This window comes from Proteus faecis, assembly GCF_003144395.1.
GTDB lineage: Bacteria > Pseudomonadota > Gammaproteobacteria > Enterobacterales > Enterobacteriaceae > Proteus > Proteus faecis.
The window spans coordinates 72,500-84,698 of sequence record NZ_PENZ01000045.1; the positions used below are offsets into that span (position 1 = coordinate 72,500).

General features: G+C 36.7%; 16 protein-coding genes. 9 read left to right on the forward strand and 7 right to left on the reverse strand.

The genetic code is table 11. The features are described from left to right. Positions 1-14 precede the first annotated feature (14 nt). The 6 genes from DK858_RS14200 to DK858_RS14225 are packed head-to-tail and all read right to left on the reverse strand — an operon-like array spanning position 15 to position 3,843. On the reverse strand, positions 15-1,388 hold the full coding sequence (locus DK858_RS14200; RefSeq protein ID WP_109397964.1) for a replicative DNA helicase: 1,374 nt from the start codon (positions 1,386-1,388) through the stop codon (positions 15-17). Then, on the reverse strand, positions 1,381-1,974 hold the full coding sequence (locus DK858_RS14205; RefSeq protein WP_099659441.1) for an ATP-binding protein: 594 nt from the start codon (positions 1,972-1,974) through the stop codon (positions 1,381-1,383). The genes DK858_RS14200 and DK858_RS14205 overlap by 8 nt, the downstream gene beginning before the upstream one ends. Continuing rightward, positions 1,967-2,851 carry a helix-turn-helix domain-containing protein gene (locus DK858_RS14210; RefSeq protein ID WP_109397965.1) on the reverse strand — a complete coding sequence of 295 codons (885 nt, stop codon included), beginning with the start codon at positions 2,849-2,851 and terminating at the stop codon, positions 1,967-1,969. The genes DK858_RS14205 and DK858_RS14210 overlap by 8 nt, the downstream gene beginning before the upstream one ends. Before the next feature lies 1 nt (position 2,852). Next, positions 2,853-3,077: a hypothetical protein gene (locus DK858_RS14215; protein ID WP_109397966.1), complete on the reverse strand. Its 225-nt coding sequence runs from the start codon at positions 3,075-3,077 to the stop codon at positions 2,853-2,855. Between the two features lie 17 nt (positions 3,078-3,094). Then, entirely contained in the window at positions 3,095-3,550 is a 456-nt protein-coding gene (locus DK858_RS14220) for a toxin YdaT family protein (protein WP_109397967.1), read from the reverse strand. A 47-nt stretch (positions 3,551-3,597) separates the two neighbouring features. After that, positions 3,598-3,843, reverse strand: a complete 246-nt coding sequence (locus DK858_RS14225) for a transcriptional regulator (protein WP_100159634.1) — start codon at positions 3,841-3,843, stop codon at positions 3,598-3,600. A 105-nt stretch (positions 3,844-3,948) separates the two neighbouring features. Here DK858_RS14225 and DK858_RS14230 point away from each other — a divergent pair, with 105 nt between their 5' ends. The 9 genes from DK858_RS14230 to DK858_RS14270 all read left to right on the forward strand — a co-directional run bounded on the left by DK858_RS14230 (position 3,949) and on the right by DK858_RS14270 (position 10,345). Further along, the gene (locus DK858_RS14230) at positions 3,949-4,641 is read left to right on the forward strand and encodes a S24 family peptidase (RefSeq protein WP_109397968.1); all 693 of its coding nucleotides are present in this window, start codon (positions 3,949-3,951) and stop codon (positions 4,639-4,641) included. A gap of 401 nt (positions 4,642-5,042) precedes the next feature. Beyond that, on the forward strand, positions 5,043-5,375 hold the full coding sequence (locus tag DK858_RS14235) for a hypothetical protein (RefSeq protein WP_109397969.1): 333 nt from the start codon (positions 5,043-5,045) through the stop codon (positions 5,373-5,375). A gap of 11 nt (positions 5,376-5,386) precedes the next feature. Beyond that, positions 5,387-5,635: a hypothetical protein gene (locus DK858_RS14240; protein WP_023843544.1), complete on the forward strand. Its 249-nt coding sequence runs from the start codon at positions 5,387-5,389 to the stop codon at positions 5,633-5,635. A 12-nt stretch (positions 5,636-5,647) separates the two neighbouring features. After that, positions 5,648-7,615 carry a hypothetical protein gene (locus DK858_RS14245; protein WP_109397970.1) on the forward strand — a complete coding sequence of 656 codons (1,968 nt, stop codon included), beginning with the start codon at positions 5,648-5,650 and terminating at the stop codon, positions 7,613-7,615. Beyond that, a complete protein-coding gene (locus DK858_RS14250; protein ID WP_103004851.1) occupies positions 7,615-8,115 on the forward strand; it encodes a siphovirus Gp157 family protein in 501 nt (166 codons plus the stop codon). Before DK858_RS14245 ends, DK858_RS14250 begins: the two co-directional genes overlap by 1 nt. 47 nt (positions 8,116-8,162) lie before the next feature. Next, positions 8,163-8,342 carry a hypothetical protein gene (locus DK858_RS14255; RefSeq protein ID WP_109397971.1) on the forward strand — a complete coding sequence of 60 codons (180 nt, stop codon included), beginning with the start codon at positions 8,163-8,165 and terminating at the stop codon, positions 8,340-8,342. A 28-nt stretch (positions 8,343-8,370) separates the two neighbouring features. After that, positions 8,371-8,541, forward strand: coding sequence for a hypothetical protein (locus DK858_RS18180; RefSeq protein ID WP_194294856.1), 171 nt, complete (start codon positions 8,371-8,373; stop codon positions 8,539-8,541). Between the two features lie 414 nt (positions 8,542-8,955). After that, positions 8,956-9,168, forward strand: coding sequence for a hypothetical protein (locus DK858_RS14265; RefSeq protein ID WP_020945460.1), 213 nt, complete (start codon positions 8,956-8,958; stop codon positions 9,166-9,168). Position 9,169: 1 nt separating this feature from the next. Then, on the forward strand, positions 9,170-10,345 hold the full coding sequence (locus DK858_RS14270; RefSeq protein ID WP_109397972.1) for a tyrosine-type recombinase/integrase: 1,176 nt from the start codon (positions 9,170-9,172) through the stop codon (positions 10,343-10,345). 96 nt (positions 10,346-10,441) lie between these two features. Here the strand turns inward: DK858_RS14270 and DK858_RS14275 are convergent, their stop codons facing one another. Further along, positions 10,442-11,881 (reverse strand): lipase family protein, encoded by a 1,440-nt coding sequence (locus DK858_RS14275; protein ID WP_109397973.1) that lies wholly within the window; start codon positions 11,879-11,881, stop codon positions 10,442-10,444. Positions 11,882-12,199: the final 318 nt, after the last annotated feature.

The window sequence follows — 12,199 nt, forward strand, 5'->3', positions numbered from 1 at the left end:
TGCCTCTGTTTTAACTAAAATGCTTTTTCTGCGTAACGACGTCTTTTATCGTTTTGCTGTGATTGTTGTTGCATTTTGGACACTTCTGACGCTGTAATTTGGTCGGTAGGCAGATAGTGGCCATTCTTAAATTCTTGATAGACTGTGCCGGTTTCTCCGTGTCTAAATTTATCGATAATGATCTCGGCATAATTTTTCGCAGGGCTATTGGGGTTATATACGGCCTCCCTATAGGTAAATAAAATTAAGTCAGCGTCTTGCTCTAAGCTACCAGAATCGCGTAAATCAGCAGAAACAGGACGGCGTTGATTAATAGGTCTTTTATCAACATCACGAGATAGCTGGCTTAACGCAATAGTTGGCGTGTGTAACCTCTTTGCTAATCCTTTTAAAGATGCAGATATTTTCGCAATTGCTAAATCATTACGTTCTGCTTTAGGTTTTTTAATTAACCCTAAATAATCAACAAAAATTCCTTTCAAATTTGGATATTTACGTTTGTGGTTTTCACTGATTGCACATATTTGTTCAATAGTTAGATTACTCGCATCGATGATATGAATATCTCTATCCATTAAATGGCCTAGTGCTGAACTTAAACGCCCCCATCCTTCATCATCCAATCGCCCACGATGTCTCAATGTTGATATTGGTAGTTGAGCAGAACCTGCAACTAGACGCTCAGTAATTTGCTGATTAGACATTTCCATCGAGAAGAACAATGCACCGCCTCCATCTCTGGTCATCCCCTCAGTCATCGTTAGTGCAAGCTCTGTTTTCCCCATTCCCGGACGACCACCAATAAAAACTAAGTCTGTTGGGTTAAAGCCTCCTATTTTGTCATCTAAAGCTTCAATACCACTTTTAATCATCCCAACAGCATCTTCCCCTTTGTTTCTGCGTTCTAAAACATCCACATAGCCTTCAAGTAGTGTATTTAAATGCACAGGAAGTAGGTTCTGGCTACCAATTGTCAGCTGGCCAATTTGTGTTGCAAATTGATGAATAAATTCTTCAGCTTGTTCATGATTATTTGCAGTAGTAATGTCATTTTGATACTTGGCGATTAATTGAATTACTTCTCTAACGCGATAATAACTATAAACTTTTGAAGCATAGCCTTTTAAATTCGCTGTCCAAATAGGTGTTTTAGATAGCTCAAGTAAATTTGCTAAATCGCCCTTTTCACCTAGAGCGTCAGCAATAAAAAATGGATCTATTAGAGAGCTTGCTAGTGCTTGTTTTTTAATTTCTTTGTAGACATTACGGAAATATCCAGAGCTAAACGCCTCTTCAGGTAATGTAGCTAATACCTCATACGCATCTTGACTAGCACCACCAGCTAACAAACCACTAATCACCGCATATTCTAGTTCTCTCTCATGCATGATGATTGCCTCTGCGATATGTTGGCCAGTTAAACGTTAATACCGTTCCACCCTGTAATAATCTGTCCACGGCTCGTTCACCAAGCATTTCTTGTAGATCAACAACGGGCAAGTTGCTTATCAAAATTGTAGGTAGCAAATCTTCGTAGCGATCATTAATCACCTCAAACAAGATATTACGTTCAGAATCAGTGCCATACTGAACACCAATTTCATCAATAATTAACAAATCAGGTGTGCAATATTTTTCAAGTACATCAAGTTCACTGAATTCTGAATTTCCAGCCCATGTTCTTCGAAAAGCGCGAATGATACGTGAGGCTGTGGTAATGAATACCGTTTCTTGCAATTCTCCGGCAATCTGACGGGCGATTGATACTGCAAGGTGTGTTTTACCAGTTCCGGGTGTTCCACACAGTACAAGCCCCTCTCCTGCGTTTTTTCGGTCACCCCAAGTTTCAACGTACTGCTGACAAATTTTTAAATTATGTTTTGCTGTTGGCGTTGAGGCTACAAATGATTCAAATGTCGCATTAGCAAAGCGAGGTGGAATATTCACCGCAGTTAGTAAATTTTGTTCAGACATTTCCACCTCCCACAAACCAATGCGGATCTTGAGACTGGTAATCTTTTTCGCTAAACCCAGTGTGAGAATTTACTTTTTGAGTTTGTACTACTGCTCTTTCAGGAAATAGCCCTTGCCAACCGTTAGCAATTGAATTGCAAATCACAGCATTGGCATCGGTGCAAAGTGATAATTTTTTTGCTTGTTGCTTGCACATGGTTTCTGTCAGCGGTTTTTTAATTTCTTTCCTGAAGTTAATCCAATCCTGCCAAACCTCATCACTCACATTTGACGGTTTAGATAATTTTGGATCGAATTTATTTTTCGATTTTTTCCCCTCGAGTAATTCTTGTGGATCATGTTTTGAATTTACTTGTGGATCATGTTTTGAATTTACTTGTGGATCGCCTCCAGATTCTGGAGGGTGAAAACCCCCTTGAACGCCAGATTCTGGAGGGTGAAAACCCCCTTGAACGCCAGATTCTGGAGGGTCAAACCGTATATTTTTATCGTTTTCTGTACGGTCAGAATCTGAACGGTCAGAATCTGGACGGTGAGAATTTGATAGTTTTTCACGCTGTTTTCTTAATTTTGCATTTTCTTCTAATGCAATTTTTTCTAATTTATCGACATTTAAAAAATATAAATTTGAAGCGTTACGATTGCCATTTCTACGTTGTTTTTTGACTAACCAACCATCACGCTCAAGTTCATTACACGCATTACGAATTGTACTAATTCCTGCACCAATTTGACGGCTAATAGTTTCAACACTGGGATAAGCAACCCCTTCATCGCTTGAATAATCAGCTAGGCGTACCATGATCATTAATTTGGTACCCTTAACACCTGAAACAGCACATGCATCCCATACATAGCCAGTTAATTTATTACTCATTTCACACCCCCAGTGCTTTAGCTATATTACGGCAAGCATTTTGGTACTGCTCAGGGGTTAAATTCTTTGACAGTAATTTTTGTTTTTGCTTCTCATACTGCTCCCAAACTAACAATGCAATAACACGTCTACCCTCAAAAATATCCCTAATTTCTGAAATATGAACAGGCTTATCATTCAGCATAAACCCATTGCGGTATGTGATTTTTTCAGTTGATCTAATCATTGGTCTTGCCTCTTGAATTAATGCACGCGGGTCGGGCGTGATATCTCATTTAATGCACGTACTACATTGTTTATTTGGTGTGACATGTCACGACCTTCTAATAAAATTTCAGTCATAGCATCAGCAAAACGCTGAATGGCCACGGTTGCTAAATAGTTTTTTGTATCTCCACGTACTCGAGCTAACCTTGAAGCCGGTAGTGCCATTTCAATCGCAGGCATTAACTCCGCAATCTTTCTTTGAGATGCGCGAGAATCACCTCTTAACCAGCGAAATATCTGTTGCCGGTTATTATTGATTGCTTTCCAATCGGCCTTACCAGTTTGATCCTCAATGGCATATAATCGACCATGTTCTTGATTAACCACTAATCGTAAATAAGCTCGACTAATCTCGATGGCAACATGTTCTTGCCCTTGTTCTACCGCCCAATCTTCAATTTCAGCTCTGATAATGTTGATATCAAAATTCATTTTTGCGTCTCCTGTCGCTAAAAAATTGATTACACATAATCAGTTTTTTAATTTGATACCTGTAATACTGATGATGATTTAGGAAGCCCATCAAACTGATTTGGATAAATTTCTGGCGCAACCTCATGAGGTGTTACTTGCCAATTTAAGCATTCACACAGGCTTAAAACCTTTAGAGCAGGAACGCCATTTTTGAACCATAAATGCACTGTTTGAGGCTTCGTATTTAATCGTCGAGCAATCTCTGATTGGCTCGCTAGATTGATAATTTTGTTTTTTATACAAGGTGTCATTGTTTTCTCCTTTTTGAATTACAAGTTAATCTTACAATCAAACACACAACAATATCAAGTTTTTCTTGAAGTGATCCCTACAAGGAAAGCTTGTAATATAATTTTATGAAAAAGAATCCGAATGAAGTATCAGCTACACGTATTAGCCAAATACTAACCGAGCGAAACTGGTCTCAATCAGAATTAGCTCGTAGGCTCGGTGTTAGCCCTCAATCAGTGCAATTTTGGGTGAGCGGTAAAACAGCACCTAGAGGTAATAATTTAACAGCATTGTCTAGTCTCTCAGGATATCCAGAACATTGGTTTTTTATGAGTGATGTTTCAACTGAAGTAATGAATAAGCCAGTTGTCCGTAAGAGTGATTCTTATCTTGTTGAACTACTTGATATAGAAGCAAGCGCAGGCCCTGGCATTATTAATAAAAGTGAATTTATTGAAACAATTAGAGCTATTGAATATACATCTGATGAAGCACTCCGCTTATTTGGCAACAGACCTAGCGCCCATATAAAAATGATCACTGTAGTTGGTGATAGTATGCAAAATACTATTGAACCAGGAGATCAGGTTTTCATAGATGTTCACATAGATTATTTTGATGGTGATGGCATTTACGTTTTCATTTTTGGTCAAACATTGCACATTAAAAGACTTCAAATGATAAAGAATAAATTAACCGTTATCTCTGATAATCCCAATTACAGAGATTGGGATATTGATAAAGAAGATGAAGACCAATTCTTCATTTTTGGTAAAGTCCTCCTCAGTCAATCTAGAACATACAAGCGTTACGCTTAAAATCCTTTCATAAAATTCAAACTAAATTACAGGGGCTTAATAGCTCTTGTAATTTTTTACACACATAATTACAAGAATTATTTGTAAAATAGACTTGCAATGTTCAATTTTAACTTGTAGATTTACTAACAACAAAAACAACACAGCAAGTGTTTAGGTAAGTGTTCAGACCTTCTTATTCAGCACTAGGGAATATTTAAGACCAAAGCTACAAAGACATGACCATGACGGCTCGGAAAGACGAGCAATAAGTTACAGACGTAAAAAAACCCACCGAAGTGGGTTCCTTTACCTCGGGTCGCCGACCAAAGCTAACCGAGAGTTCTACTAGCGCGACCAAACGCTAGAAGAGGCAAGACCAATGATAAATCACTGATCACCGTTATTTTAAAGGAGTTGCTATGAAAGCACAACCTGAAAGCCTAACCGTCACACTCTATATTCATGCTCAAAAACAGTTCGATGGCTCTTACCAATATAACGCCTACGCATTTAAAGCCGATCCCAATGCAGGGTTAGGTTTTGTTATTGCAGAACATACTGTTGATGTTCCTTTTAAAAAGCCTACTCAAACTGATCTCATTCACGCTGAAATTGATTTTCTACGTAATGAACAAGAAAAAATCCTAGCTGATGCCCAAGTAAAAACAAGTTTGTTAGAAGACCAGATCCAAATGCTTCTCTGCTTGGAAGGCAAACCAATAGCTAAAGAAGATGAAGAAATTCCTTACTGATGGTGAACATTATGGATGCAATTAATCTAGCAATTGATGCTGTATTAGATGCTGAACTATCTGTTATTGAACATGAAAATAACAGTGAGATAGTTTCTGGCACTCAACATATTTCTATCATTGGAGGTAAGAGACGAGTTGAATATTACCCTTCAACAGGTACGGCTTACTCTAATCCCATTGATGGGAAATATAAGCGTGTAATTATCAAAAAAGCGGGCATTAAACGAGCTATTAAACTAGCAAAATCAGGAAATTAAGAGGCAAGACCAATGAAAACTTTTATCTGTGTATTTGAGCCTACGACCGAAGCTCGTACAAGCAACGGTGCTGTACCGTTAGCAATAGCGTTAAACACCGCTAATGCAAAACTGGCAACAGCGACTGCAGTAGTAAAATTGTCTGAAACATATCCAGAAGCTATGGATAACTTTAATACTGATGAGCCGTTAATTAGCGAGCATCTTGACGGTTCTGCATGCCCTACTTTAGATGCTTTCGATGAAAAATTTGCTGTTGAAAATGAGTATGATGGTACTCAATGGAAACCTATCGAATATAGAGAATTTAAAAAGCTGGCCACAAAACCTCGTATCGCTAGTCTGTTATTATTTGGAAAGACTCAAATAACAAACAAAGAGTTCTCTTTTACATTGAAATATCTTGCTGGCACAGAAGATCCAAAAATTCGTAATATCGCCACAGGCCTTGCTGAAATAACAAAATTATCTTTGATGGATGCTGAGCAAACGATGGAAATAGCACAGGCTATCTATGAGTTCGCTAATGAAGATGTCACTGTTGAAGAAGCTAAGTCATTAGGTGAAAGTTGGCTAACAGAAGAACCAGAACAACCACAAGAAGAAATATCTTCTATCAAGCGTAACTACACAACTATAGATACTGAAATCGCCTTAGCACTGTTAGATGATTTTGATCCTAATAATGTTCTTCCCTCTCAAGTAAAGAAAGCCAAAGAACTAATAGATGACGACGACAAAGCATGGAAACGCTGGTCAATGGATTTACGCACAACAGCTGGCATCTTAGATATATCTCGTGAAAAGATTTTTGCATTAATAGCTGAAAGTAAAAAACAACCTGAGTTATTAGATAATCCTAATGCACGAAAAGAGTTGATTGATCTGCATTTGGGCATTAGCAAATCTAACAACACTAAAAAAGAAGAAATTACTACTAAGTTAACTCAAACAGATAATGCATCTTTAGTATCCAAAGAAAATACAGTTGAGAAAGAAACTAAGCCTAAACGTTCGCGTAAAAAGCAAGAAGTAGCGCCTAAGGCAGAAACAGCTCAAGTGATTGAGCAAACAGAAAAACCTAAAGAGCCTGAAACACCATCAGTACAACACGATAATTTTGAGCAACGCGCGAGTGTGCTTGAGGAAGTTCTTAACTTAGGTGATGCAAATAATCTTAATATTTGGAAGCGTGTACAACGTACAGACCCTCGCTTTACTAAACCGTTAGAAGGCATGGGATTTGTAGGAACTAGCATAAACAGCACCTACATGTTTATGCGTGCGACTGAAATATTCGGTCCTATTGGTGAAGGCTGGGGTTATGAAGTCCTTGAAGAAAAATTTATTGATGGAAAGCCTCTTTTAGAACCAGTTCTTGATGAGCGTAATAAACAAGTTGCAACCCGTTTTTTGCGGGATGGTGACGGCTCGTTATTCTGCGAACAAAACCACTCAATTAAGATCCGTTTTTGGTACATCATCGAATGTGAAACCCGCGGTGAGTTTGAAAGTTATGGGGCGACTCCTTATCGTTATCAGACTAACTATGGCATTAAAGTTGATGGCGAAGTTATTAAAAAATCGCTGACTGATGCAATCAAAAAAGCACTATCAATGCTTGGCTTTAGCTCTGATGTCTTTATGGGTATGCATGATAACCCTGAATATTTAGCAAGTAATAAGCTTGAATTTGAAATTAAAAACGCGAGTGAAAAAGCTGAAGATATCACACGTATTCGCAAAGAATTAGACGAGAAATTTACTAAACATACGGAAGTTATGCGTAGTGCTGTTACTGAGAATGAACTGCGAGGCATTGCATCCACATTAACGCGAGAAATTTCTGCACATATCAAATCAGCTCAAGAACGTCGAGACGAAGAATACGAGAAATATTTGTCCGGCCGTTTACGTCGATTAAACCAAATCGAAAAAGAGTGTTTAGACCAACTGAAACATAAAGAAGAGGCAATCTAATGACCAATACTACTGCTATCGCACTGGCGACCAATTACGAAAAATTACAACAACTCGTTGAAACAGGAGAATTCTCTCCTGAAGATATCGCAGATACGTTGGAAGGTATCGAGGGCGAGTTAGGTGATAAATTGGATGCAATTATGCACCACGTTCGCAATATCGAAGGTCAAGCTAAAACACTGGATGAGGAATCTAAACGTTTATCTGATCGTAAAAAATCATTCGAAAACCAAGCTAAAAACCTAAAGAAATATGCTCTTAACTGCTTATTGGCTTCAGGATTAGATAAATTAAAAACAACAAAAAATACATTCACTGCTAGAGCTGGTGTTGTTCGAGTCATTATCGACAATGAGGCTTTGTTGCCGGATGAGTTGGTTGATGTTCAAACCATCACCGCACCTGATAAAAAAGGTATCAAAGAAGCGATTGAAAACGGAATTGAAATACCTGGTGCTCACTTAGAAGTCGGTGACCGATCATTAATGGTTCGTTAATTCATAATAGCGCCCTTTATTGGGCGCATTATCAGGAGATAAACGTTATGGCCATGAAGTTAGAAGTTGTTATTACCCATGATGAAACAACCAATAAATGCAGTATCGAATGGTCTACGGCATCAACAAAAAATGTCACGGAGCAAGAACAGCAAGCACTTTCATCGATGCAAAAAGCGTTATTGCTACAACTGGGATATCCCATTAATACAGCTATCATTCATTAACGTGACATGTCACAAAGAGGCAAGACCAATGCTTAGACACTCTCAACAAAAAGACCAAACCGTAAAGATCACATTACCTGATGGTACACATGGCTTTGTTTCAACAGATAGACGTTGCCATGTTTCATACGATTTTCCTGCACACGTCAAAATTGAACTTCAGCCTACTCCCGCGGAGCAACAAAGGAGTGAACAATAATGTATGGTTTATTCCTTTTGGTATGTAGTTCGGTAAATTGTCAGTTTGAGCCCTATGGCTACATTTATCCTGATGAACAAAATTGTTTAATTGATAAAGAGGTACTCGCGACCAAAGGAAAAATTGCAGAGTGCTATCCAGTAGAGGGAATTATTCGAGTAAAAAGTTGATTAAGCATAATCAGTTTTTACTTTTCGTTGTTATTAGCATGGTGGCTTATTCAAGACCAATGGGTGACCACCATGAAATTATTAACACCTTGGAAACCAGGGAACCAAGTATTAACAAGTTTTGATATTAAATTAGGTCGGTTAGCGTTCAGTGTAAGAAATAGACCATGCACTGACGCTGAAATCAAACACTCCTGTGATACAGCAGACCGACTTATTTTATTGATGATGAGGCAAGACCAAAATGAGCGGAAAACTGATGAAAGCTAGTGCGTGGGCTAAACGAGAATTTGAAGTAGGTTCTATTCCAGATAATAGAACCATAAAAAAATGGGTAGAAACAGGTTTATTAAAAGGCAAAATCGTTGATTGTTCTGTTTGGGTATATTCATCCGAACGTTGGGGTATCGAGTCCGTTATTTCTTCATGTGTCGATGAGTTAATAAGGGCTTCGTGATATGGCCAGTAGACCGAGAAGAAAGGAATTTAGGCATCTACCTGACTTTCTTTATTTTGATAAATCAGTTAAACAATATCGCCTTACATTAACTAATGGTTTAAGAAAATGCATTGGTGCAGATAAAGCAAAAGCTATCGCAATAGCCAGAGAATACAACAATATTATGCGACCAGAAAAATGCGTTTCTGTTAACTCATTAATTATTGACTCGGGAGGGCAATATGGAGAGGCACTCCCTCTCTCAGAACATTTAGATAAGTTATTTTTGCGGATCACTAATGATGAGAAACCATCAGACAGTACACTTAGTAACTGGGTTAATGACTTAGAGAGAATTAAGATCTTTTTTAAAGATATCCCCGCAAATGAAATCTCACTGGAACATGTAAATGGCTATATTAATGAATATCATGCCGATGCTTCTGCCAATGTACAAAATCGTAAGGTCAGTTTTCTAAAAAAAATTTTTAGTTACGCAATGGATGAATCTCTTATGTTCGATAACCCTGCTGAACGTAAGAAAATGAAAAGAGTCGATGGGAAAAAACGGAGAAGATTATCTTATGATGATTTTCTTAAAATTCGAGCATCCGCAGAACCTTGGTTAAGAACAGCAATGGATCTGGCGTTACAAACAACACAAGCAAGGCTTGAAGTATCACGCATAAAATACAATATCAAAGTCCCCAAAGAAGGCATATGTGGGTGTTTATGGTATGAGGAACCTTTAAATGGAATATACGGGATGATTTATATTCACAGGCAAAAAGTGCAACATAAAGAGGCATCTCATATTGCGATCCCCATAGGCAAAGCACTTAAGGATATTATCGATAATAGCCGTGACAATGTGGCAAGCCCTTATATTGTGCATAGACTACCTACTCGTATCCCAAATAAAGTGAGTAAAGAAGTTAATCATCCAACACAAGTTGCACCTGATTATCTTAGTCGTGCATTTTCAACGTTACGTGATCGAGTGGGCGTTGCCAGTCATTTGCCTTTAGATGAAAGACCTACCTTTCATGAAATAAGAGCATTGGCGGCCTTTATGTTTAAACAACGTGGTTTTGATCCTCAAGCTCGAATGGCTCATAGTGATGCGGAGTCAACCAAGATTTATACAGAAAACCATGTACAATGGGTTGAAGTGCCACATTGTGAAATAGCTTAAATAATATTATTAGATATTACCTATAAGTTTAATTTAGAAGCATATCCCTATTAAATTAACAAGGAATATGCTAAATACAGTTTTTATAAAATCCTATTATAAATTAGATTTTGGCATCCTTTCTAACTCACTACTATATAACCAATTAACAATATTGTTTATGGCTTCTGGATGTGAGTGTGTCGAATGAATCAACATAGAATCTGTTTCTGGATATAGTTTTAATATTTCGTACTCACCTATAGGAGTTTCTGATGAAGAGATAAATATTTGAGGGCAAAATATTAAACGTAGATCTCCATAAGCTAATGCTTTTGCAATAGATAGATAAAAAGAAAAAATCGCAACTGGCATTGCAGCAATAGCCAATACAATAGGAATATCATTTGAGCTTTTAAAACGAAGATTATATAAATAAAAAATAATTGTCAAAATAATACTGAATATAAAAGCCATACTTAAAATCATGTAATCATAATAATAAATAATAGCTAATAATATGTAACCAATAGAACTAAAAATTGCTGAGCACTTTAATAGCTTATTTTCTTTTGAGTTTACTTCTTTTAATTGTGATAATAACGCGAAACACCCTTCGTGAAGGGAGCTAATAAACCTCAAAGCTGAATCAGCTTCGTCTCCAATAGCATGAAAAATCTGAATGTTATTAAAATCAATTGAATTACAATCTTTATTTTTTTTTAATTCCTCAGAAATTTCATTACTATATTTCTGAGAAAGCACCCACTCAAAAGAAAGTGTAATAAAGAAAATTAAACCTGAAATACTATAAGAGTATAAATCAAAAGGCAAAAGGAATACAGCAAGGAGCACTTGAATAGCCAGAGTACCACTACACCTAAAAATATAACCCAAGTTGCCTGATGTTCGAATAACTTCATGTTGAAAGATAAAAGGAGGAGATAAAAGGCAAACACCACGAATCTTTCCAGCAATATCATCATTGCTTTGCAAATGAGACATTTCTCTTACAATAGCACCTCCATGACTGTGAGCAATAATATATTGATTTTTTTGAGGAAACTGTGCTATATGTTTATTTAAATTTTCAGCAGCTAGAGTTCGGGAGGCAACTGTATTTTTACCATCCCAACAAAAACGTGAAATACCAATATTCCTACCTATCTCTTTTCCTATATTTTTGATTTCTTCTCTAATTTTAGAGCCTGGTAATGTCCAAGATGCATTCGTTTCGAATGTACCATGAACAAGATGAACAATGATATCCGCATCTTCCATACTATCATCAGTATTATTTTCTTGAGACTTGGATAATTTAAAGTAACGCAAAATTTTATAAATACCATTTATCCAAAAAAAATAGTAACAGGTTGATAATATTAATAAAATTGCAATTGGAATAGTCATAAGTCCGATTACAAATATTTTTAATATATACTGAATAGTACCATTTCTGTGTATAGTTATGTAATAAATGAAAGAAGCCCCAAAAGACCCAATTATCATAATTGCTACAGTTGCAAGCATAAAAACAAAAAAAGCATTCATATCCATTAATATCCTCTTTAAGACGTCACCAATATCTTCAAATAACAAACAATACATCTCTTACATAATTTTATTAGTTTCTATAATTAAGTAAAAGTACGATTGTAAAACTTATAATTTAAAAAAATAGTAAATTTTATTTTGAAATAAAATTAAAATTTATATGAGTGGTAAAACCCCCCTTAACCCATTGATTCTTATAATGCATATTTTGTATATTAGGCACTGTATGCAACCACATTAAAACGTAATATTTATATTTATAATCAAAGTGTTAGATGACTTAAAATCGGTTTCATGGGGTGTCAGGGGTCGTAGGTTCAA

Coding starts and splice junctions, on each gene's coding strand:
- DK858_RS14200 (WP_109397964.1), bottom strand. CDS start 1,388: ATGCATGAGAGAGAACTAGAATATGCGGTGATTAGTGGTTTGTTAGCT.
- DK858_RS14205 (WP_099659441.1), bottom strand. CDS start 1,974: ATGTCTGAACAAAATTTACTAACTGCGGTGAATATTCCACCTCGCTTT.
- DK858_RS14210 (WP_109397965.1), bottom strand. CDS start 2,851: ATGAGTAATAAATTAACTGGCTATGTATGGGATGCATGTGCTGTTTCA.
- DK858_RS14215 (WP_109397966.1), bottom strand. CDS start 3,077: ATGATTAGATCAACTGAAAAAATCACATACCGCAATGGGTTTATGCTG.
- DK858_RS14220 (WP_109397967.1), bottom strand. CDS start 3,550: ATGAATTTTGATATCAACATTATCAGAGCTGAAATTGAAGATTGGGCG.
- DK858_RS14225 (WP_100159634.1), bottom strand. CDS start 3,843: ATGACACCTTGTATAAAAAACAAAATTATCAATCTAGCGAGCCAATCA.
- DK858_RS14230 (WP_109397968.1), top strand. CDS start 3,949: ATGAAAAAGAATCCGAATGAAGTATCAGCTACACGTATTAGCCAAATA.
- DK858_RS14235 (WP_109397969.1), top strand. CDS start 5,043: ATGAAAGCACAACCTGAAAGCCTAACCGTCACACTCTATATTCATGCT.
- DK858_RS14240 (WP_023843544.1), top strand. CDS start 5,387: ATGGATGCAATTAATCTAGCAATTGATGCTGTATTAGATGCTGAACTA.
- DK858_RS14245 (WP_109397970.1), top strand. CDS start 5,648: ATGAAAACTTTTATCTGTGTATTTGAGCCTACGACCGAAGCTCGTACA.
- DK858_RS14250 (WP_103004851.1), top strand. CDS start 7,615: ATGACCAATACTACTGCTATCGCACTGGCGACCAATTACGAAAAATTA.
- DK858_RS14255 (WP_109397971.1), top strand. CDS start 8,163: ATGGCCATGAAGTTAGAAGTTGTTATTACCCATGATGAAACAACCAAT.
- DK858_RS18180 (WP_194294856.1), top strand. CDS start 8,371: ATGCTTAGACACTCTCAACAAAAAGACCAAACCGTAAAGATCACATTA.
- DK858_RS14265 (WP_020945460.1), top strand. CDS start 8,956: ATGAGCGGAAAACTGATGAAAGCTAGTGCGTGGGCTAAACGAGAATTT.
- DK858_RS14270 (WP_109397972.1), top strand. CDS start 9,170: ATGGCCAGTAGACCGAGAAGAAAGGAATTTAGGCATCTACCTGACTTT.
- DK858_RS14275 (WP_109397973.1), bottom strand. CDS start 11,881: ATGGATATGAATGCTTTTTTTGTTTTTATGCTTGCAACTGTAGCAATT.